Below are 22,331 nucleotides of genomic sequence, written 5' to 3'. Positions count from 1 at the left end.
ACCGAGACGAGACGAGAGACTTCAGCGATGACCGAGCACACCCACTTCCGCTGGGATCAGGGCGAGGACGGCGTTCTCGTCCTGACCATGGACGCCCCCGGCCAGTCGGCGAACACGATGAGCCAGGCCTTCCTCAACGACCTGGCCGGACTGCTGGACCGGCTCGAGGCGGAGAAGGACACGATCGCCGGCGTGGTGATCACCTCGGCGAAGAAGACCTTCTTCGCGGGCGGCGACCTCAAAGAGCTGATAAAGGCGAGGCCCGAGGACGCCGCGGAGGTGCTCGCGTTCTCCACCCGCACCAAGGCAATGCTGCGCAGGCTGGAGACGCTCGGACGTCCGGTGGCCGCCGCCATCAACGGCACGGCGCTCGGCGGCGGTCTCGAGATAGCCCTCTCCTGCCACCACCGGATCTCCCTCGACACCCCGGGCGCGCAGATCGGCCTGCCCGAGGTCGGCCTCGGACTGCTGCCCGGCGCCGGCGGCGTGGTGCGCACCGTGCGCATGCTCGGCATCACCAGCGCCCTGACCGACGTGCTGCTGAGGGGACAGCGCCACGCGGTGCCCGCCGCCCTGGAGATCGGGCTGATCGACGAGGTCGTCGGCACGCCCGAGGAAATGCTGGCCCGGGCGAGGCAATGGGTGAAGGAGAACCCTGAGGCCGTGCAGCCCTGGGATGTCAAGGGCTACAAGATCCCGGGCGGCACGCCGTCCACTCCGGCGTTCGCCGCCGCCCTCCCGGCGTTCCCGGCGAATCTGCGCAAGCAGCTCAAGGGCGCGAACTACCCGGCACCGCGCAACATCATGGCCGCTGCCGTCGAGGGAGCGCAGGTCGACATCGAAACCGCCTTCACCATCGAGAGCCGTTACTTCGTGCAGCTGGTCACCGGCCAGATCGCGAAGAACATGACTCAGGCCTTTTTCTTCGACCTCCAGCACATCAACGGCGGCGGCAGCCGCCCCCCGGGGCACGACAACTGGCGCGCGACCAAAGTCGGGGTGCTCGGCGCGGGGATGATGGGCGCCGCCATCGCCTACGTCTGCGCGCAAGGCGGCATGGACGTGGTACTCAAGGACGTCACCGTCGAGGCCGCCGAGAAGGGCAAGGGCTACGCGGCGCAGTTGCTGGACAAGGCCGTAGCACGCACGAAGACCAGCCGCGAGCGCGCCGACGAGGTGCTCGCCCGGATCAACCCGGCGGCCGACGCCGCGGATCTGCACGGCTGCGATCTGGTCATCGAAGCGGTCTTCGAGAACCCCGAGGTCAAGAAGAAGGTGTTCCGGGAGATCGAGGACATCGTCGCCCCCGGTGCGCTGCTCGGCTCCAACACCTCGACCCTGCCCATCACCACGCTCGCAAGCGGTGTGCGGGACCAGGAGAATTTCATCGGACTTCACTTCTTCTCCCCCGTCGACAAGATGCCGCTACTCGAGATCGTCGTCGGCGAGAAGACCTCTGACGCCGCGTTGGCCAAGGCCCTCGACCTCGCCGCTCAGATCGGCAAGACCCCGATCGTCGTCAACGACAGCCGCGGCTTCTTCACCAGCCGCGTCATCGGCAAATTCCTCGAAGAAGCCATGGCCATGCTCGGCGAGGGCATCCACCCCGCATCGATCGAGCAGGCCGCGCTCCAGGCCGGCTATCCGGCCCCGGCCTTACAGCTGATGGACGAGCTGACGCTGACCTTGCCGCGCAAAATCCGCCTGGAGTACATCGCCGCGCTCGAGAGCGAGGGCGGGCAGTGGCGCAAGCACGGTTCCGAGGCAGTCATCGACCGGATGATCGACGAGTTCGACCGCAAGGGCCGCTCCACCGGCGCAGGGTTCTACACATACGTGGACGGCAAACGCACCGGGCTGTGGCCGGGCCTGGTCGAGCACTTCACCAAAGCCGGTCACGAGATCCCCTTCCAGGACATGACCGAGCGCATGCTCTTCGCCGAGGCCATCGACACCCTCCGCTGCTTCGAGGAAGGCGTCCTGCGCTCCGTTCCCGAAGCCAACATCGGCTCCATCTTCGGCATCGGCTTCCCCGGCTGGACCGGCGGCGTCATCCAATACATCAACCAGTACCCAGGCGGCACCGCGGGCTTCATCGCCCGCGCACGCGAACTCGCCAACCGATACGGCGAGCGCTTCGCCATCCCCGGCCCACTGGTGGAGATGGCCGCGAGGCGCTAGCGATGGCGATCGATCTGACCGTGAACACCGCCATACGCACCCTGCGCCGACGCACCGCCGAGTTCATCCGCGACGCCGTCGTGCCCGCCGAACTCGCGATGCTGGCCGGCCCCGGGACTCCCGACGACGCACTGCGGATCCGGCTCCAGCAGCAGGCCCGGACAGCAGGGGTCTTCGCCCCCACGGTCCCGAGGGACCTCGGCGGCCTCGGCCTCGACCTGCGCGGCCAGTCCGTCGTCCTGGAGGAGGCCGGATACAGCCTGCTCGGCCCGCTCGCGATGAACTGCGCGGCGCCCGACGAAGGGAACATGCACCTGCTCGAGATGATCGCGAGTCAGCCGCAGCGCGAGCGCTACCTCGAGCCCCTCGCAGTGGGAGCGATCCGCTCCTGCTTCGCGATGACCGAGCCCCCGCCGGGAGCCGGTTCCGACCCGGGCCAGCTCGCCACGACCGCCCGGAGATCGGGGCAGGGCTGGCTGATCGAGGGCCGCAAGTGGTTCGCCACCGGAGCCGACGGCGCCGCGTTCGCCATCGTCATGGCCCGCACCGGAGGCAACGTCGGCGCACCGGAGGCGACCATGTTCCTGATTCCGGCCGACACGCCCGGCTTCCGGCTCACCCGCCACGTGCCGGCCCTCGACTCGGCATTCGTCGGAGGCCATGGCGAGATCGAACTGACAGACTGCCACCTCGGCGATGACGCCGTGCTCGGCCGGGCGGGCAAAGGCTTCACGTACGCCCAGGTCCGACTGGCTCCGGCACGCCTGACCCACTGCATGCGCTGGATCGGCCTGGCCCGGCGGGCGCATACGATCGCGCTGGCGTACGTGCACGGCCGGACCGCCTTCGGAAACCGCCTCGGCGAGCTCGGCATGGCCCAGCAACTGATCGCCGACAACGAGATCGACCTCGCCGCGTCGCGCGCGCTCATCCGCGAGGCCGCGTGGCTGGTGGACACCGGCGGCTCCGGCCGCCACGAGACCTCGATCGCCAAGACCTTCGTCGCCGAGGCCGTCGGCCGCATCGTCGACCGTTCGGTGCAGTTGTGCGGAGCCAGCGGGATCTCCGGAGACCTTCCGCTCAGCGCCTACCTTCGGGAGGTCCGGGCCTTCCGGATCTATGACGGCCCGTCGGAGACCCACCGCTGGTCGATCGCCAAGCGCGCACTGCGTCACCACGCGTCCACTACGCCGACGGAAAGCTGACGGTGATCCATGCCGACCGCGCATGACCCCATCCTCGCCGGGTTGGATCTGCCCGCGCTGCAGCAGTACTTCGAGACCCATATCCGGGAAATTCGGGGCCCGCTCACCGCGCGGCTCATCCAGGGCGGACGCTCGAATCTGACCTACCAGGTGAGCGACGGGACCGGCCGCTGGGTGGTCCGCAGACCGCCACTGGGGTTCCTCACACCGTCCGCGCACAACATGGAACGCGAATACCGGGTACTGGCCGCCCTGCAGGGCAGTGCCGTCGCCGTCCCGCGCACCCGGGTCTACTGCGCCGACGAATCCGTGATCGGCGCGCCGTTCACCGTCGTCGAGTTCGTCGACGGCCGCGTCCTGCGCACCCAGGAAGATGTGGCCGGGCTCAGTCCGGAGCAGGCTGAGCGTTGCATCGAAGGCCAGATCGCGCAACTGGCCGCTTTGCACGACATCGACTACCGAGCCGTCGGCCTCGGCGATTTCGGCCACCCCGACGGCTACCTTCGACGGCAAGTCGATCGTTGGCGCAGCCAGTGGCAACTCGTCGCCACCCGTGAACTGCCCGGGCTGCTGCGTCTGCATCACGCGCTGGAGACCGAGATCCCGACCGAGAGCACGGCCGCGATCGTCCACGGCGACTTCCGGGTCGACAACACGATCATCGATCCTGAGGACGCACGCGTGGTACGTGCCGTCCTCGACTGGGAGATGTCCACGATCGGCGATCCGCTCGCCGACGTGGGCCTCCTGCTGGCTTATCGCGATCCCGCGATCGAGGGGCTGCTGCACCGGCCGGCGTCGAGCAGCCCGGCGTTTCCGAACCAGGCCGCGCTCGCCGAACAGTACAGCCAAGTGAGCGGCCGAGATCTGGCCGGGCTGCCGTTCCACGTCGCCCTGGCCTTCTTCAAGATCGCGGTGATCGCCGAGGGGATCCGACAGCGCCACCTGAGCGGCCACACCATCGGGTCGGGGTTCGAGGACGTCGGGCGCGCGGTGCCCGCCCTCGTGCGGGCCGGCTTGGCGACCCTCGGCCTCGACCCGAGCTCCGACCGATGATCGCGGGCGCGCATCCTGCCTGATCGCCAGCCGCAGGGCGAGGCATAAGGCCGACTCATCATATTGAGCTTTAGAGATCTCAGTACTTCCTCATTATTTTCCGCAAGCCTGGTGCCGTGTCCTCGCTCAGTGCCAATTCACCCGCCTCCCTCGGCCTGTGCTCCCACTCGTGATCTGACCACTCTGGAGATCCGCGTGCACCCCCGCCGCACCGCCGCGCTTGCCACCGTCACACTCATCGGGCTCACCGCCGGTCTCGGCACGCCCGCCCATGCCGCCGATACCGTCTCGATCACGGACCCGCACGAGGTCGCCCACTTCGACGTCTCGACCCTGCGGCAGCCGGAGAACCTCGTGCTCGAGCCGAACGGTTCCGTGGATCTGACCTTCAACCGCGCCCTTGAAGTGGCGCGGGTCAGCCCGGACGGATCGCTCACGATTCTGGCGAGCCTGCCGCAGGACGCCGCTGGCAACGCGATCGTCTCCGGCATCGTGCGCATGGCCGACGGGACGTTGTATGTGAACTACAACGCGGGCAGTCAGTCCGGCATCTGGCGCATCCCGCCGAACGGCGGGACACCGCGGCAGGTCGTGGCCATTCCCGGCGCCGGCTGGCTCAATGGCCTGGCCTACAACCCCGAGCAGCACGCGCTGTATGCCACGGACTCCAGCCTCGGCCTGGTCTGGAAGATCTCGCTTGCCGACGACACCGCCTCGATCTGGGCACAGGGCACGCAACTGCAGCCGACCACCGCTTCCGGGAAGGGCGCCAACGGTCTGAAGGTGCAGGACGGCGCGGTATGGGTGAGCAACACCACCCTCGGCACGCTGCTGCGCATCCCGATCGAGCGCGACGGCACGGCCGGGACGACGAGCGTGGCGGCCCAGGGCATCACCGGTATCGACGACTTCGCGTTCGCGCCCGACGGCGAGGTGGTCGCAGCGCAGAACGCGGCGAGCGAAGCGAGCATCGTCAACGTGCAGACCGGCGCGCACACCATCGTGCTCACCGCCGCGGACGGTCTGTCCAACCCGACCTCCGTGGCCATCCGCGGGAACACGGTGTACATCGCCAGCGGCGCCTACTTCACCCGCACCGATCCGAACCTGCTCGAGGGCACCCTCACCGAATAGCGGGCCCCGCACACACGGCACCGGCCCGGCACTGGCGCCTTTAATTACCACATGGTTATTATGGGACGCGGGGGGCGGCCCCATCCCGACGCGCTCCATGCCGGAGCCGGAAAGGCACGTGACGGACATGCCTCTGCCTGCCGTACGACCCCTGCCCTGCGCCATCGCCGACGACGCGGCCGACTACCAGCGCCTCGGACTGGCCCCCGATTCCATCGCCGCCTGGGAAGACGGCTTCCGCACCGATCCGGGCGGCCCCGGCACCTTCGAGTGGTGGTACTTCGACGCAGTCCTCGACGACGACTCGACCCTGGTGATCAACTTCATGGTCAAGGACATGCGCGGCGGCAAAGGCCTCGACCAGCCGCCCGCGCCCGTCGTCACCTTCCAACTCGATCGGCCGGACGGAACCCACATCGAACGCACCTCCTCGGTGTACCCCCCGGACCACGCATTCGCCACCGATCGCTGCGAGGTGCGCATCGGACCGAACACCTTCGCCGGCGACCTGCACCGCTACCGCATCCATGTCGACATCGACGGCGTCAAGGCAGATGTCACCCTCACCGGCCAGGTCCCCTCCTGGCGCCCCGAGACCGGCCACATCGACTTCGGCTCAGGCGACGCCCGACGCACCTTCGCCTGGCTGCCCTCGGTGCCGCAAGGCGGCGTCGAGGCGAGCCTCGAGATCGACGGGGCGGCCGAGACCCGCACCGGAGTCGGCTACCACGACCACAACTGGGGCGACGCCCCCATGATGCAGCTGATCAACCACTGGTACTGGGCCCGCGGCGAGGTAGCGGACTACACGGTGATCGCCTCCTGGATCACCGCGGAGAAGAAGTACGGCTACACCGAGGTACCCATCTTCATGCTGGCCAGAGGCGGGAAGATCATCGCCGACCGCGGCTCGCTCGTGCGCTTCACCAAAATGAAGGAGCACCCCGACCCGGTCACCGGCAAGCCCGTCGCCGACCTGACCGTCTACGACTACGACGCCACCGCACAGGGCGGCGGGCGCTACCGCGTCACCTTCCGGCGGGAGAACACGATCGTCCAGGAGAAGATGATCGAACACGTCGAAGGCCCCAAGCGCCTCCTGGCCCGCCTGGTCGGATTCGACGGCGCGTACCACCGCTTCACCGGGCAGATCACCGTCGAACACCTCCCCGGCGACGGCGAGAGCGAAGCGGTCGAGACCGCCAGCGCGCCCGGCCTGTGGGAGCTGATGTACTTCGGCAAGAACCACTGACCTCTCGACACGCCGGCAGGAGGCCCCGCATCAGTTCGCCGCACCAGCCTCAGCGCGGTCGCGGCCGCCCGCCCAGCGGCGAGGAGCCGGACTCAGGTCACCTGCTCCAGACCGCCCTCGACGCGTTCGCCGAGCACGGGTACGAAGGGACCTCGGTCCGCGAACTCGCCCGCCGCGCAGGCGTCAGCCACGCCCTGCTCATCGCGCGCTTCGGCTCGAAGGAAGGGCTCTGGTACGCGGCGATGGAACATGCCCTGGCCCAGATCGAACCCGCCTGGCGCGCGGCCGGCGAGGCCGCCTCAGCAGGCATCGACGACCTCGCCGCCCTGCGCCAGGCACTCGTACAGCAGGTCCTCTTCTCCGCCGCCCACCCGCAGGTGATGCGGATCATGAACCATGAGGGAGCGATCGACGGCCCCCGGGTACGCTTCGTCGTCGACCGATTCATCAACACCCTGCGGCCCGGCATCGAAAGCCTTCTCACCCGCCTCGCCGCGGCCGGACGCATCCACCCGCTCCCCTACGCCACCCTGCACTACCTCGCCGTCGCCGGCACCGGCGCGATCTACGCCAACCCCGTCGAAGCAGCACTTCTCGGCGCACCGGCCCACCCTGGCCCACGCGAGATCCGCGCCCACGCTGAGACCGTCGCCGACCTGCTCATCGCCGGAATCAAGACACAACCCGAGCACATCGATCCGTGAACGGCGGCCTCCGCCAGGTGGAGGAGGCCGCGCGAGGCTAGCCGGGCGGCGGTGCGATCAGCCGGTAGCCGATGCTGCGAACGGTCTCGATGTAGACGGGGTCCGTCGCGTCGTCGCCCAGGGCTTTGCGCAGGGTTCTGATGTGCACGTCGACGACGCGCTCGTCGCCGTAGTAGTCGGCGCCCCAAACCGATTGGAGGAGCTGACGGCGGGTCAGCACGAGTCCGGGGTGGCGGGCGAGGGTGAGCAGGAGGTCGAAGTCGAGGGCGGTCACGGTGGCCGGGCCGTGCGCGGTGGTGACCTCGCGGCGGGCCGGGTCGATGGTCAGCGCTCCGTGGCTGACGGTCGCGGACGCCGCGGCCTCGGGCGGGGCGGGGGCGACCCGGCGCAGGATGACCCGGGCCCGGGCGGCGAGTTCGCGGCCGCTGAAGGGTTTGGTCACATAGTCGTCGGCGCCGACGGCCAGTCCGATGAGCTTGTCGACCTCCTCGTCGCGGGCGGTGAGCAGGATGACCGGGATCTGGCTGGTCTCACGCAGCCGGCGCAGCACTTCGACCCCGTCGAGCCCGGGCAGCATGACGTCCAGGACGACCAGGTCGGGGCGCTGCTCGCGGGCCGCGGAGAGCGCGCCGGGTCCGTCGCCCTGCTCGATGACGGCGAATCCGTCCGCCTCGAGATACCGGCGCACGATGTCGCGGATCTTCGGTTCGTCGTCGACGACGAGGACGGTGGGCTGGTGCACGGGCTAGTCCGTTCTCGGCAGGTCGGGCAGGGCGAGGGTGAACACCGCGCCGCGCCCCGGGCCGGGCGAGCTCGCGGTCAGGGTGCCGCCGTGGGCCTGGGCGAGTGCGCGGGCGATCGTCAGGCCGATCCCGCTGCCCTGGTGCGGGGCCGCGTGCCCGGCCGGGACGCGGCGTTCGAAGCGTTCGAAGATCAGGTCGAGGTCGTCGGGCGCGATGCCGCAGCCGGTGTCGGTCACCCGCAGCACGGCCCGGCCGTCCTGGTAGCCGAGGCTGACGGTGACCCGGTCGCCGCGTTCGCAGGCGGCCAGGGCGTTGGTGAGCAGGTTCACCAGGATCTGGCTGACCCGGTCCGGATCGGCCGGCACGTGCAGCGGGTCGACCGAGGTGACGGAGAGCGCGACGCCGCGCTGGTCGAACTCCGGGCGCAGCCGTTCGGCGATCGCCCGGGCGAGGGCGGTCAGGTCCGTGTCGCACGGATGGATCCGATAGGCGTCCTCCTCGGCGCGGGAGAGGTGCGAGAGTTCGTCGGTCAGCCGGCGCAGCCGCTCGACCTCCTCCCCCATCGAGCCGACGAGTTCCGGCCCCGGCTGGTAGAGCCCGTCCGCCAACGCGTCGAGCTGGCCGCGCAGGATGGTCAGCGGGGTGCGAAGCTCGTGGGCGAGATCGGAGACGAGCCTGACCCGCCGCTTCTCGGTCTCGTCGAGTCTTCCCGACAGGGTGTTGAGGTCGTCGGCGATGCCGGCGAGTTCGGGCGTGGGCGGCGCGGGCACCCGGGCGTCGTAGTGGCCGGTCGCCATCAACCGGGCCGCGGTGCGCATCTGTTCGACGGGGCGCGCGATCAGCCGGCTGATCAGGACCGCGGCGATCGCGCCGGTGGTCAGGCTCAGCACGATGCCCAGGAACACGGCGGTGAACAGCCCCTTGTCGAGACTCAGGCGGAACGCGTTCATGGCCTTGGGCGTCGGGATGGTCGCGGGGAAATCGGGGCCGATCGGGGTGAACGTATGGATGATCAGGGCGAACGTCGTCACGTTGATGACCAGCACGAACACGTAGCTGAGCATCAGCTTCGTGCGCAGCCGGGCTCGCGCGAGAGCGGCTGCGCGGGACCGGAGCGTATTCATGCGAAATCCTTCGAGGACTGGCTAACCAACTGGTCCCGGCCTGGCGAGGCCGTCGGTGCGCGGCGGCGGTCGTCGCCGACAGCCGCCGCGCGGGCTGAATGAATTGTCCCTGATGCGCCCGCCTACTCCATGGTGATCGCCTCGAGGACCGGGCTGCGTCGCGCGATCCGGGCCGGTATCGCGGTCAGCGCCACGGCCACCACGATCGCCGCGCCGGCGATGAGGCCGAGCTCCCCGGCCGGGAGTTGGAAGCGGGACAGGTCCGAGGACGTGGAGGACTTGACCATCGCCCAGGTGCCGAGCACGCCGAGCGCGGTGCCCACGACGGTGCCGTATCCGGCGAGCACCGCGGCCTCCACCGAGATCATGCGGCCGAGTTGCTGCGGCAGGGTGCCGACCGCGCGCAGGATGCCCAGTTCCCGGCGGCGTTCGCGCACCGCCAGCGCCATCGTGTTGGTGACGCCGACGAACGCGATGAACACCGCGAGGGCGTCGAGGGCGTAGAACAGGTTCGCCACCTCGGCGACCTTGGTATTGCCCTGGCCGATCCAGGCGGCCGCGGTCTGCACGTTCACCGACTGGTCCCCGCCCACGGCGGCGCTGATCTGGCTCACGCTCGAGTGCGGCGCGTCGACCAGCAGGAGTTCGGCGCCGGGCTGCGTGGCGTGCGCGTGGAACAGATCCGGCGACAGTAGATATGTCGGAGCGTCGAATCCGACGAACCCGTTCGTGTAGACAGCGCCGATACGCACCGTCTGCTTGGTCCCGTCGGCCATGGTCAGCGTGATGGAGTCGCCGACGTGCCGTCCCTGCAGCGCGGTGTTCTGCACGGCGATCTGATCACCGGTCAGCGAAGCGAGGGAACCGGATGTCCAGCCGAAGTTCCACACGTTCGCGAACTGCGTGGGATCGACCGTACCGGCCATGATCATCGAACCCTTGTCCAGCACCGGCGACGCGTAGAGCGCGGCGGTCGAGGCCACGCCAGGAGCCGAGCTCACCCGGCTGATCACGTCTCCGCTGACCTGCCACTGCCAGGGCGAGGCGGTGGAGACGACGTACTGTGCCTCGTTGCCCGTGGCTGCGGAACTGCCGGTGGCCGCGTTCATCGACGACACCACCGTGGCCATGAACGACACGAGCATCACGCCGATCATCAGCACTCCGGCGGTGGCGGCCGAGCGGCGCGGGTTGCGCGCCAGCGCCCGGCCGGACAGCAGCCCAGGCGGGCCCGCCAACCTGCGCATCAGCCCGGCGACCGCCCGGGCCAGTGCCGCGATCAGCAAGGGGCCCGCGATCACGACGCCGAACATCAGCCCGGCCAGGCCGAGGACGGACAGACCGGCGCTCTTGCCGGAGACGCCCGCGGTCATGCCGACCGCGCCGAGGATCAGCAGGACCACCCCGGTCACCGCTCGTCCGCGAGAGTGTCCGGACTCGTCCACCTGCTGCTCGCGCAACGCGGCGATCGGGGCCGCCCGGGACGCTCGTCGGGCGGGCATCAGCGCGGCGAGCAGCGTGACCGCGACGCCGATCACTGCGGGCAGTGCCAGAGAGCTGATCGAGACCACCGCGTGGGTGTCGAACAGCGTCAAGTGCAGCAGCGAGAAGACCGCCCGGATCAGCGCCGCGGCGCCCACACCCACGGCCGCGCCCACGAGGGAGGCGACCAATCCAACGGCCGCGGCCTCGGCCAGCACCGCCGCCAGCACCTGACGCGTGGTGGCGCCGAGCGCTCTGGCCAGCGCCAGTTCGCGGGTGCGCTGGGCGATGGTGACGGTGAAGGTGTTGGAGATCAGGGTGCCGCCCGCCGCCAGCGCCACCAGGGCGAATCCGTACAGGAAGTCGCGTTCGAAGGACAGCGTGGTGTCGGTCGCGGAGTTCTCGGCCGCGACCCACGACGTACCGGACTGCACTTGCGCGTTCCACGGCGAGACCGCCGTCGCGACCGCGGACATCGCGCTTTGCGGCGCCGAGACCAGGATCTGGTCGTAGACGTCGGAGATACCCAGCAGCGACTGCGCCTGCTCGGCGGGAAGCAGCACGGCCGTGGTGTCGAAGGGTCCCGCGGCCGAGCCGTAGTCCACGATGCCGACGACGGTCTCCTGGTGGCGGCCGGTGGAGGTCACCAGGGTCAGCTTCCGGCCGACCGAAACGCCTGCCGAGGTCGCGGCCGCCTGGTCGAGGGCGACCTGGCCGTCGGAGGTCGGGCCCTGCCCGGACACCAGGCGATACGGGTTGAGCGCACTGGAGCCCAGCCAGCTCTGCCCGACGCCGCCGCCGGTCCCGGGATTGCCGACCACCTTGCCGTCGGACTGTTCGAGCACGGCGTATCCGGAGCGCAGTCCTTCGGCCTCGGTGACGCCGGGCACCGCCTTGACCGCGGTGAGCGCGGCGGCGGAGACGGGAGCTCCGGACTGGGTGATGAACTCGCCCGGCGGGTTAGACAGGATCTTCTCGCCGTGCACCACCAGCGAGACCTTGGCGTATGCGGCGGCGACCCCGCTGTCGGCCTGGCTGCTCAGGCCGCCGCTCAGCATCAGCACCGCGGACATGAACCCGACGGAAAGCACCACCGCCAGGACCGTCAGCACCGACCGCCCCCGGTTGGCCCAGGCGCCACGGGCCGCGAGGCGGATTACCGCGTTCACGCGGCTGCCCGCTGCAGTTCGGCCAGCACGCTCTCGCGCGTGGGCGCGGCCAGGTCGCCCGCGAGCCTGCCGTCGGCCAGGAACACCGCGCGGTCCGCATAGGCGGCGGCGACCGGATCATGGGTGACCATGACAATGGTCTGACCCCGCTCGCGCGCGGCGTGCCGCAGGAAGGCCAGCACCTCCGCGCCGGCCCGGCTGTCGAGGTTTCCGGTCGGCTCGTCGGCGAACACGATGTCCGGACGGCCCAGCAGCGCACGCGCGAGCGCGACCCGCTGCTGCTGGCCGCCGGAGAGTTCGCTGGGCCGATGGCTCAGCCGGGAGGACAGGCCGAGCGAGCCCACCAGTTCGTCGAGGAATCCTCGATCCGGCGCGCGGCCGGCCAGATCCAGCGGCAGGGTGATGTTCTCGAGCGCCGAGAGGGACGGGATCAGGTTGAAGGCCTGGAACACGAAGCCGACCCGGGTACGGCGCAGCAGCGTCAGCTCCCGGTCGCGCAGCGCCCCCAGATCCGTCTCGCCGATCAGGGCCCTGCCCTCGGTCAGCCGGTCCAGGCCGACGCCGCAGTGCAGCAGGGTCGACTTGCCCGAGCCCGACGGACCCATCACCGCGGTGAACGCCCCGGCGCCGAACGCCACGTCCACCCCGTCCAGCGCACGCACCGCGCCGGGACCCGTGCCGTACGTCTTGACCGCGCCGACCAGCCTCGCCGCCGGGACCGCGGTCCCGGCCGGTGACCCGCCGGTCGCCTCATCCTGCGTGGAAGAAGTTCTCATGACCACACTCCACACACCGGCCGTGAAGCTACCGCGGTCCCGGCTGTGAAGCTTGTGTGTGGTCCCGGCTCGCGCGCGGGCGCGCGGCAAGCCGCTATGCCGACCACGCCCAGCGAAACCAACGGACTGCCCGGCAGGCATAGCCGAACACGCGGAGCCCCTTGGCGAAGAAGATCCCTGGCAGGATCTCTCCTCGATCGCGCGCTACGACCGGGTGCTCAGCGTCGAGGGCAGCACGATCGGCGGCCGGCTGTGCGCCGGTGAACGGGACAGCAAGGATCCACTGGTCAGCCCGCTCTACGCGGATCTGAAGGGGCTTGCCCCATGGCGGTCCTGAGCGGCACGCACGACATCCACAACCCCGACGCGCGTGACTTCGCCGCCCGCGCACGCGAGGCCGGCGTCTGCCTCGACTACCACGGGGAACCCGGCAGCCAGCACGTCCACCCACTGCTGCCGACCGCGGAAGGCGCCGCAGCCCGCAAGCTCATCGCCGCACTGATCGGCAATCCTTCCGGACAACGACGTGGCGGTTGGCCCGTCCCTTTCAGATGGGTCGCCGCAGGGACCGACAGCAAGCCCTGCCCGAATCGATCGTGGTGCCACTCGCCGTGCCTCGATTCCGACCATCGCGCCTTGGCACACCAACCACGCTCCGCCGCCGTGCAGAGAGGCGAACAGAGACGCGAACAGAAAGGCAAATGAATCAAAAATACTTGGCAAAGCTTCGGGCGGCCCCAAACACAACCGAACGCAACTGGACATTCGGCACTACAAGGTTCGGCGGGATGCGTGAAAGAGCTGCGGCTGCCGCGGTGAACGTCGCGCCGAACTCGTGACGTGGGACGGCATCCTGATCGGACCGGCGCGGGCGGCGGTTCGGCTTCCGGCGGGATCCCGTGATGCATGGTCAGGGCTTGACAGGAGCCTGATCCGGCCGGGCGCGCGGCTCCGAATATGGGCATTGCGCGAACGTTGAATGCATCTCACAATCCGTGGTGCGCTCGCCGACGTCTCCCACCGCGGCCGGCGCTGACCGTCATCAGCGGGTTGCCAATGGAGGCCCTGCATGTCAGAACAGCCTGTTCCCGACTTCGACCACCACACCACCGCCTCGCGGCGGGACTTCCTGCGCCTCGGCGGGGCGGCCGGCGCGTTCCTCGCGTTGAGCGGCCTGCCGGTGTTCGTGCCGCAGTCAGCCGCGGCGGCGACCGCGCGGCGGCCCGTCCCGGAGCTCGTTCCGCCGAGCCAGGCGACCACCATCTGGTACACCGCGCCCGGCACCGAAACCGACATCATCCAACAGGGGCTGACCGTCGGCAACGGCCGGATCGGCGGACTGGTCACCGGAGACACCGCCGACGACGCGCTGTATCTGACCGACGCGACGCTGTGGACCGGCGGGCTGAACAACACCATCGACTCCGGCGGCCAACTCCCCTACGACACCACGAACTTCGGCACCCTGTCCCTGCTGGCGAAGGTCTACGTCTCGGTACCGGCGCACACGGCGTCGGCGATCAGCGGGTACCGCAGGCAGTTGGACCTGAGCAACGGGTACGCGTCCGCCAGCTACCAGTTCGGCGGCGTCACCTACACCCGCGAGGTGTACATCAGCCACCCGGACGACGTGGTCGTGGTGCGGCTGCAGCAAAGCGGCGGCGGCAGCTACACCGGCACCACGACGCTGAACGGCACGCACGGCGAAACCACCGGCACCGACAGCGCCGGCGCCACTGCGTCCTTCAGCGGCGTGCTCCCCAACGGCCTGACATACGGCGCGGCCATCACCGCGAAGGGCACCGGCGGCACCGTCTCGCTCGCGGGCGGAAAGGTCAGCTTCACCGGCTGCTCCGACGTTCTGATCGTGATCGCCGGCGGCACCAACTACGTGCCGGACTGGACCAAGGGTTTCATGGACACGACCATCGACCCGAACACCGTCGCCCGTGCCAAGGCCGTCGCCGCCGCCTTGGTGCCCGGCGACGCGCTGCTGGCAACGCACGTCGCCGACTATCAGGCGCTGTACTCGACACTGACGGTCAACCTCGGCGCCTCTACCACGGCACAACGCAGCCTGGACACCGCGACCAGGCTGGCCACACGCGCCGGCAGCGGCCAGCCGGACCCGGAGTTGGAGGCCGCCTACATCCAGTTCGGCCGGTATCTGATGATCACCTGCTCGCGCGACGGCCTGCCGCCGGGCTTGCAGGGGTCGTGGCTGGACACCGACACCCCGGCCTGGATGGGCGACTACCACACCGACGTCAATCTCGAGATGTACTACTGGCTGCCGGACCGGGCCGGGCTCAGCGCCTGCTTCCAGCCCCTCACCGACTACCTGATCGCCCAGGTGCCGTCCTGGACCGCCACGACCCAGGCGCTCTACAACAACTCCCTCAGCGTGTTCGCCAACTCCTCCGGCAAGATCGCCGGCTGGGCCACCGCGATCTCCGCCAACATCTACGGCGGCCTCGGCTGGTGGTGGCACCCCACAGGCAACGCCTGGCTGTGCAACACGCTGTTCGAGCACTACCAGTACACCCAGGACCTGAGCCACCTGTCGAAGATCTACCCGCTGCTCAAGGGCGCCTGCGAGTTCTGGGAGGTGAGGCTGATCCGCGACCCGACGACCGGCCTGCTCATCGACGACGCCGACTGGTCACCAGAGCAGGGGCCCAACAACGCCAAGGGCAACACCTACTCGCAGGAGCTCGTGTGGCAGCTGTTCCAGAACTACGGCGCGGCCGCCGCGAAGCTCGGCCTCGACGCCGGGTACGCCGCGACCATCGCCGGACTGCAGCAGCAGCTGTATCTGCCGGTGGTCAGCCCGACCACCGGCTGGCTCGAGGAGTGGATGACGCCGGACAACCTGGGCGAGACCACTCACCGACACCTGTCCCCGCTCATCGGCCTGTTCCCCGGCGACCGGCTCACCTACGACGGCATGCCGGCCGACATCGCCGCCGGCGTGGTCAACCTGCTCACCGCGCGCGGCATGACCAGCTTCGGCTGGGCGCTGGCGTGGCGGGCGCTGTGCTGGGCACGGCTGAAGAACGCGGCCAACGCGTACCAGGAGTTCGTCAACGAGATCACCCCCTCGGTGAACGACGGCAACGGCTCGTCGATCAACCTCCTGGACATGTACAGCCTCGGCAGCAGTGTCATCTTCCAGATCGACGGCAACCTCGGCATGCCGAGCGCCGCCCTGGAGATGCTCCTGTACTCCCGAATCGGCCTGATCGAACTGCTGCCCGCACTCCCCTCTGCCTGGGCGAACGGCAGCGCCACCGGTCTCGGCTCGCAAGGCGGCTTCACCGTGGACCTCGCCTGGACTAGCAGCCAGGTCACGTCCGTAACCCTGCACAGCGCCCAAGGCGGCGCCACCACGGTGAAGTTCGGCAACTGGACGACGCCGGTGACCCTCGCCCCCGGCGGATCCATCACCCTCACCCCACCGCCGACCACCACCACGTTCACCCTGACCAACCGGCGCAGCGGTCTCGTACTGGACGATCCGAACTCCTCCACCGTCGCCGGCACCGGGCTGGTCCAGTCCACCATCGACGGCGGAACGGATCAGCAGTGGCGGTTGGCCACCGAGGGCAGTGGCATCTACAGTCTGACGAACGTCCGCTCCGGGCTGGTCGCCGACGTCTCAGGTGGTTCCACCGCCGACGGCGCCGCCGTCATCCAGTATCCGGACAACGCCACCACCAACCAGCGGTGGACGCTGGCCGACGCGGGCGGCGGATACCTCAAGATCGTCAACGTGAACAGCGGCAAACTCCTTTCCGTCCAAGGCGACTCCACCGCGAACCCCGCCCCCGTCGTCCAGACAACCGACACCGGCGACCCGAGCCAGCAGTGGATCCGCAAGCCGTACTGACCGCCCGCGCCCACGGTTGCGGCGCCTGGCAAGTCGTTCATAGGTAAGGAGTCGTAAGTTGGCGGGAGAAACCGAGCTGTCGGCACTGCTCGGCGGCATGCGCCCGGAGCTTCACCCCGGCGAGTACGTGTTCACCTCGACCCCCGACGCGGCGATCCCCGCCGGCGTGGCCCCGATCGCGACGGTCGCGGAGGACGAGGGTCTCACCCTGGTCCTCCGCAAACAGGATGCCGACAGGCTCGGGCTGGGCTACGACCACGTGGCCGGCTGGATCACGCTGCGCGTGCATTCGGCCCTGGAAGCCGTGGGTCTCACGGCGGCGGTCTCGGCGGTGCTGGCCGATGCCGGGCTGAGCTGCAATGTCGTAGCCGCGTTCTACCACGATCACCTGTTCGTCCCGCACGAGAGCGCCGCGCGGGCGGTCACGCTGCTGGAAGATCTCGCCCAGCGGCCGCGGGGTCAGCTCGGGACGGATCGCGCACCGGGAGGCAGCGGCGCGCGGTCTTGAGCGTCGAGGAGAATCAGACGTTTGAGCCGCGGGCACAGGAGCACGGTTTACGGCCTGCCCGTCACGCTTTCGAGGTCGGGAGCGCGGCGCGCAGTCCGCGGCGCAGCGCGCCGAGCTGATCGGCGATCATGCGCTGGGTCACGTCGGCGTCCTCGATCAGGGCCGAGCCGTGGAACGTGCCCGGATAGTGGTGCAGTTCGGTGGAGACGCCGGCCTGGAGCAGCCGCTGGGCGTAGGTCAGGCCCTCGTCGCGCAGGGGATCGAACTCACACGTGGTCACGTAGGCGCGCGGCAGGCCGGACAGGTCTTCGGCGCGGGCCGGGGCGGCGTACGGCGAAACGCCCTCGGTGCCGCGCACACCAACGCCCAGGTAGTAGTCCCAGCTCAGTTCCGCGCTGGGCCGATTCCACAACGGCGTGTCCGTGTAGGCCCGCATCGACACGGTGTCCAGGCGGTCGTCGAGTTCTGGGATGCCCAGCAGCTGGAAGCAGAGCGCCGGGCCGCCGCGGTCACGCGCCACCAACGCGATGGCCGCCGCCAGTCCGCCGCCGGCGCTTTCCCCGCCCACGCCCAGCCGCTCCGGATCAATCCCCAGCTCGGCGGCGTGGGCCGCTGTCCACAACAGCGCTGCGTAGCAGTCTTCGAGGCCGGCCGGAAACGGATGCTCGGGGGCCAACCGGTACTCCACCGACACCACCACCGCGCCGACTTCGGCCGCGATCCGGGCGGCGTCGGAGTCGAACATCGCGACGTTGCCGAGCACGAACCCGCCGCCGTGGATGTACAGCAGTCCCGGCAGCGTGCCGTCAACGTCAGTGGGCTTATACACCCGGACGGGCACCCGCGGGTCGCCCCGCGGACCGGGGACTCCGAGGCCGCGCACGTCGAGCGGGATCGGCGGCTCGTAGACCGGAGCATGCGCCATCAGGTCGCCTTCCGACCGCCGGACCAGTTCGATGTCCGTCAGAGGGATCTGCGGGAGCATCTCGATCCAGGGGACCAGATCGGGGTCGAACGCGTACGCCATGTCGGACTCCTTTGTCGCTGACTCGCTCCAGCATCCGCGCGCGCCGCCGTGCCGCCCAGCCGCCATTCGGCGCGCATTCGGCGGGTCACCCCCGCCGTTCGGCGGCGGCGTACGCTACAAGGATGAAGGGCCTGCTCCTGCGACTGTCGGCGTTGGACGCCGACGCGGAGAACGCCGTGCGGGTCATCAGTTTCTTCGACCAGCTCATCGCGGGTCAGGCGACGCTGCATTCCCTGGTGCGCGAGACCTCCCGGCTCGCGGAATGCCCCGCGGCGGTGGCCGATGACGCGCTCGGCCTATCGCTCCGTGCCGACGCGGAAGGGAACGTCGACACGGCTGGCCCACGACGCCCGGAGATCGGGGCGGCCGTACGCGACCTATCCCCTGGCAGCCGTGTCTGGCTCGAACGGCCGGGGGCGGCGCTGCCGCTCGACGACATCGTGCTGGAGCGCTTCGCGATCGCTTGCGCGCTGCTGCTCGACCACACCCGCACGCCCACGCCCGTGCTGGGTGACACCGCGTTGGTCGAGCTGGCGCTGTCGACGACAGCCGGTGAAGCCGAGCGCGCGCGGGCACTGCGGTTGATGCACGTCGATCCGGCTGATCCGTTGCACGCGCTCGCCGTCGCCGGTCCGCCCGACGCGGTGGCCGGCCTGGTGGAGTCGCTCGACCTGGCCGAACCGTGGGCACGCACGGCCTCACTCAACCACTCGCACGTGATCCTGACCCGTTCGCTTCCACCCGAGCTGCCGGACGCATTCGCGGGGCAGCTGCGGATCGGCGTGGGGCCGGCGCTCCCAGCCCTGCGGGCGCCCGATTCGTGGCGGGAGGCCCGCATCGCGTTGCGTTTCGCGAAGCTCGGCCACCTCTATCCCGCCATGGTGCGGGCGGACACGCTCGGCTCGCTGAGCGTTATCAGTACCATGATGCGCCCGGCGGACATCGCGCGTGTCGCGGACGTCGCCGCGCTCGACCGGATCGCTGCGGCGCCGCACGGCCTCGACACCCTGACCGCGCTGACCGCGCTGTGCGCGGCGGGCTCGGTGCGCCAGGCCGCCACACGGCTCTACCGGCACCACAGCACTCTCGCCGCGCGCATCGCCCTCGCCGAAGCTCGGCTGGGTTTCTCCCCCACGACGCCTGCCGGACGATCACGTCTCGAACTCGCCATCCTGCTGCGACACCTGCGTGACACGCCTGAATAGGCAAGTGGAAGCTGAGGCCGCCCCGGCCACGGCTTTCCCCGAGCGGTTCCGCGTCGATCGGCGCTGCGGACATGCACCATGTCCCGCGCGACTCCGCGGCATCGCGCCTGGACCCTACGCGGTGTTCTCCGCCGGCTTGCCCCCGGTTGCGGAGAGATCGAGCAGGTGACTGAGCAGCACGAAGACGCTGTCCTGCTGCGCGCCATCGGGGTCGGCGAGCCAGGCGAGGGTGAGCCCGTCGAACAGATAGGCGACGAGGCGGGAGAACGCCTCGAGACCACCGGGCAGGTCGGCACCGAACCGGTCGTACCAACCTTGGACCGCATGGGCCGCGGTCGCCCGGTATGAGCCGTACTGCTTGGCCGCGAGTTCCTCCATACCCGGCGTCCGCAATGCCACAGTCGTCAGCTCGTAGAGCGAGAGCTGCCTTCCCGGCTCGTCCGCCTCGACCACGCGCCAAGCCGCGCGACAGGACTCCAGCAGATCCGGGGCACCGGAATCGTCCGGCCGCTCGGCCTGGGTCTGGGTGGCGGCCACGGCGGACCCGAGGTCGTCAAGCACCGACTCCACCACCGCGGCGAGCAGGTCGTCCTTGCTGGCGAACCAGTAGTGCACGGTACCCAGGGGCACGCCCGCCTCGGCGGCGATCCGCCGGGTGGTGGCGGCCGCCACCCCGTCTCGGACGATCACCGTCGTCGCGGCGGCGATCAGGTCCTCACGACGACCATCGTCGTTCTTGCGTCGAATAGCACGGGCTTCAGCCATGTTCCCATCCTGCCAGTCTTACTTGTTCAGACGATCTGGACGCTTGACCAGATCATGCGACCAATCTACTATGCCGGGAAACAGGCCGCCGTCGACGGCGGTGTCAGGCCCCGTTCTCACCACCGCTCCGCTGAGATCCGCGCCAGGTCCAGCAGGCCTGCGCGACTTCCCGTGCACTCCCACTTGTCCCGGGAGGGTCAACCATGTTCCGACACCGACCACAGTTCCCACGCCTCCGGCCTTCCCGGCGCACCCGGCTGCTCGCCGCGGCGGCCGCGGCCGCGCTGGCCGCGACGGCCGCCGCGGCGGGAGCCGCCGACGCCGTCCCCCGCCCCCAAGCAAGCTCCCTGCAGGTCGTGGACGACTGCGGGGGCCAGTGCTACGACATCCTGCCGCCCGGCGAGAACGGCAACGAGACTCTCGCCCAGATCGTCCTGTTCCAGCTCCTCGGCACCTACCCGTCGAACAGCAACGACCAGCTCGCCAAGTACCAGAGCCTGATCACCTCGTCGACCGGGCTGACCTCCACGCAGATCAACCAGTTCTACAACTCCTCCACGCTCGGCGTGCCCGCCGCGGACGTGCAGAGCACCGAGACCCCGGCGACCGGCGTCACCATCCAGTTCGACACCTCCGGGATACCGCACATCACCGGCCAGACCCGCGCCGAGACCGAATACGGGGCCGGATTCGCCGGCGCGCAGGAACGGCTGTGGGTCATGGACGTGCTGCGCCACCTCGGCCGCGGCGACCTGACCTCCTTCGCCGGCGGGAACGCCGCCAACCAGGCGCTCGAGCAGAACCTGTGGCGGGGCGCCCCCTACACCGAATCCGACCTCAGCGCCCAGGTCACCGCACTGGCGAACAACGGGACCAATGGCGCCCAGGTCTCGGCCGACATCAACTCCTACCTCGGCGGCGTCAACGCGTACATCGCCGCGGTGCAGGCGGCCAACGACTTCCCCGGCGAATACGACCTGGCGAGCCAGCCGATCCAACCCTTCACCGCGACCGACATCATCGCCATCGCGGACGTCATCGGCTCCCTGTTCGGCAACGGCGGCGGCCTGCAACTGCAGTCCGCGCTCGTCAAGCAGGCCTCCGAGGCCCAATACGGCACCACCGAGGGCGACGAGGTGTGGGCCGCGCTGCGCACGCAGAACGACCCCGAGGCCACCCTCACCCTGCACAACGGCCAGACCTTCCCGTACGGCCAGGCCACCGGCGAGAACGGTCTGGCCATGCCGGACCCGGGGTCCGTGCAGGCGGTCAACATCGTGCAGAGCCCCACCGGCACCGGCTCGGCCGCGGCGACCGCCGCCACGGCGTCGGCCAACGCGAGCACCTCCTCGTCGACATCGGCGGCAACCACCACACCGGCCGCGAAACCGACGGTGAAACCGACGGCCGCTCAACTCGCGAAACTGCAGAAACTGCTACCGGCCTCGCTGCGCGGCAACGCCTCCAGTGTCGTAGGCATGCTGAACGACGGCGCGCTGCCAGGCGTGACCATGCCCGCCCCCGGCCAGCAGCATCCGGGCATGTCGAACGCACTGGTCGTCTCCGGCAAGGACACCGCCTCGGGCAACCCGATCGCCGTGTTCGGCCCGCAGACCGGCTACTTCGCACCGCAACTGCTGATGCTCGAAGAGATCGAAGGTCCCGGGATCAGCGCGCGCGGCGTGTCGTTCGCGGGCCTGAGCTTCTACGTGGAGATAGGCCGCGGGCAGAGCTACGCGTGGTCGGCGACCTCCGGCGAGCAGGGCACCTCGGACACCTTCGCCGTGCAACTGTGCAACACCAACGGCTCGAGCCCGACGACGAGTTCGACCGCGTACCTCAACAACGGCGTGTGCACGCCGATGAGGCAGCTCACGCGGGCCAACTCGTGGAGCCCGACGCTCGCCGACACAACGGCGGCCGGGTCCTACAACCTGGTGATGTACGAGACGAACTACGGGTTGGTCGAGTACACGGCGACGATCGGCGGTAAACCCGTGGCGTACACGGTGCAGAGATCGACGTACATGCACGAGGCGGACTCGGCGATCGGGTTCATGATGTTCAACAATCCGACCCTCATGAGCACCACGACCGGGTTCGAACAGGCC

17 protein-coding genes and 1 pseudogene are annotated in these 22,331 nt (G+C 69.7%); 12 read left to right on the top strand and 6 right to left on the bottom strand.

Going from position 1 to position 22,331, the window contains the following annotated elements; translation table 11 throughout:
* Positions 1-27: 27 nt before the first annotated feature.
* From VG296_RS25320 to VG296_RS25295, 7 genes and pseudogenes are all read left to right on the top strand, one after another.
* Positions 28-2,181 carry a 3-hydroxyacyl-CoA dehydrogenase NAD-binding domain-containing protein gene (locus tag VG296_RS25320; RefSeq protein WP_325569857.1) on the top strand — a complete coding sequence of 718 codons (2,154 nt, stop codon included), beginning with the start codon at positions 28-30 and terminating at the stop codon, positions 2,179-2,181.
* A gap of 2 nt (positions 2,182-2,183) precedes the next feature.
* Positions 2,184-3,386 (top strand): acyl-CoA dehydrogenase family protein, encoded by a 1,203-nt coding sequence (locus VG296_RS25315; protein WP_325569855.1) that lies wholly within the window; start codon positions 2,184-2,186, stop codon positions 3,384-3,386.
* Between the two features lie 9 nt (positions 3,387-3,395).
* A complete protein-coding gene (locus VG296_RS25310; protein ID WP_325569853.1) occupies positions 3,396-4,442 on the top strand; it encodes a phosphotransferase family protein in 1,047 nt (348 codons plus the stop codon).
* 195 nt (positions 4,443-4,637) lie between these two features.
* Positions 4,638-5,576 (top strand): hypothetical protein, encoded by a 939-nt coding sequence (locus tag VG296_RS25305; RefSeq protein ID WP_325569851.1) that lies wholly within the window; start codon positions 4,638-4,640, stop codon positions 5,574-5,576.
* A gap of 127 nt (positions 5,577-5,703) precedes the next feature.
* On the top strand, positions 5,704-6,828 hold the full coding sequence (locus VG296_RS25300) for a hypothetical protein (protein ID WP_325569849.1): 1,125 nt from the start codon (positions 5,704-5,706) through the stop codon (positions 6,826-6,828).
* Positions 6,795-6,998: pseudogene (locus VG296_RS33005) on the top strand (hypothetical protein); the annotation flags it as partial. The gene VG296_RS25300 and the pseudogene VG296_RS33005, both read left to right, overlap by 34 nt.
* A gap of 72 nt (positions 6,999-7,070) precedes the next feature.
* Positions 7,071-7,532: a hypothetical protein gene (locus VG296_RS25295; RefSeq protein WP_325569847.1), complete on the top strand. Its 462-nt coding sequence runs from the start codon at positions 7,071-7,073 to the stop codon at positions 7,530-7,532.
* 37 nt (positions 7,533-7,569) lie between these two features.
* On the opposite strand, the gene VG296_RS25290 is transcribed toward VG296_RS25295, so the two are convergent.
* The 4 genes from VG296_RS25290 to VG296_RS25275 form a co-directional block, all read right to left on the bottom strand.
* Positions 7,570-8,274: a response regulator transcription factor gene (locus tag VG296_RS25290; RefSeq protein ID WP_325569844.1), complete on the bottom strand. Its 705-nt coding sequence runs from the start codon at positions 8,272-8,274 to the stop codon at positions 7,570-7,572.
* 3 nt (positions 8,275-8,277) lie between these two features.
* Positions 8,278-9,399 carry a HAMP domain-containing sensor histidine kinase gene (locus tag VG296_RS25285; RefSeq protein WP_325569842.1) on the bottom strand — a complete coding sequence of 374 codons (1,122 nt, stop codon included), beginning with the start codon at positions 9,397-9,399 and terminating at the stop codon, positions 8,278-8,280.
* A 122-nt stretch (positions 9,400-9,521) separates the two neighbouring features.
* Positions 9,522-11,975: an ABC transporter permease gene (locus VG296_RS25280; RefSeq protein WP_325569840.1), complete on the bottom strand. Its 2,454-nt coding sequence runs from the start codon at positions 11,973-11,975 to the stop codon at positions 9,522-9,524.
* Positions 11,976-12,046: 71 nt separating this feature from the next.
* Positions 12,047-12,826 carry an ABC transporter ATP-binding protein gene (locus VG296_RS25275; RefSeq protein WP_325569838.1) on the bottom strand — a complete coding sequence of 260 codons (780 nt, stop codon included), beginning with the start codon at positions 12,824-12,826 and terminating at the stop codon, positions 12,047-12,049.
* A 324-nt stretch (positions 12,827-13,150) separates the two neighbouring features.
* Here VG296_RS25275 and VG296_RS25270 point away from each other — a divergent pair, with 324 nt between their 5' ends.
* The 3 genes from VG296_RS25270 (at position 13,151) to VG296_RS25260 (ending at position 17,223) form a co-directional block, all read left to right on the top strand.
* Complete coding sequence (locus VG296_RS25270; RefSeq protein WP_325569836.1) at positions 13,151-13,531, top strand: hypothetical protein; 381 nt, start codon at positions 13,151-13,153, stop codon at positions 13,529-13,531.
* A 364-nt stretch (positions 13,532-13,895) separates the two neighbouring features.
* Positions 13,896-16,715 (top strand): glycosyl hydrolase family 95 catalytic domain-containing protein, encoded by a 2,820-nt coding sequence (locus VG296_RS25265; RefSeq protein WP_325569834.1) that lies wholly within the window; start codon positions 13,896-13,898, stop codon positions 16,713-16,715.
* A gap of 58 nt (positions 16,716-16,773) precedes the next feature.
* Positions 16,774-17,223 carry an ACT domain-containing protein gene (locus VG296_RS25260; protein ID WP_325569832.1) on the top strand — a complete coding sequence of 150 codons (450 nt, stop codon included), beginning with the start codon at positions 16,774-16,776 and terminating at the stop codon, positions 17,221-17,223.
* Between the two features lie 61 nt (positions 17,224-17,284).
* Here VG296_RS25260 and VG296_RS25255 read toward each other — a convergent pair whose 3' ends face one another.
* The gene (locus VG296_RS25255; protein WP_325569830.1) at positions 17,285-18,250 is read right to left on the bottom strand and encodes an alpha/beta hydrolase; all 966 of its coding nucleotides are present in this window, start codon (positions 18,248-18,250) and stop codon (positions 17,285-17,287) included.
* A 122-nt stretch (positions 18,251-18,372) separates the two neighbouring features.
* Between VG296_RS25255 and VG296_RS25250 the strand changes: the two genes are divergently transcribed.
* Positions 18,373-19,455, top strand: coding sequence for a helix-turn-helix domain-containing protein (locus VG296_RS25250; RefSeq protein WP_325569828.1), 1,083 nt, complete (start codon positions 18,373-18,375; stop codon positions 19,453-19,455).
* A gap of 114 nt (positions 19,456-19,569) precedes the next feature.
* Here the strand turns inward: VG296_RS25250 and VG296_RS25245 are convergent, their stop codons facing one another.
* Positions 19,570-20,220: a TetR/AcrR family transcriptional regulator gene (locus VG296_RS25245; protein ID WP_325569826.1), complete on the bottom strand. Its 651-nt coding sequence runs from the start codon at positions 20,218-20,220 to the stop codon at positions 19,570-19,572.
* Between the two features lie 203 nt (positions 20,221-20,423).
* Between VG296_RS25245 and VG296_RS25240 the strand changes: the two genes are divergently transcribed.
* Positions 20,424-22,331: penicillin acylase family protein (locus VG296_RS25240; protein WP_325569824.1), on the top strand; the 1,908-nt coding region annotated here is incomplete at its 3' end.

This window comes from Actinospica sp. (genome assembly GCF_035552695.1).
Lineage (GTDB): Bacteria > Actinomycetota > Actinomycetes > Streptomycetales > Catenulisporaceae > Actinospica.
The sequence above is the reverse complement of the archived record's forward strand: the minus strand, read 5'-3'. Positions and strand labels throughout refer to the sequence as shown.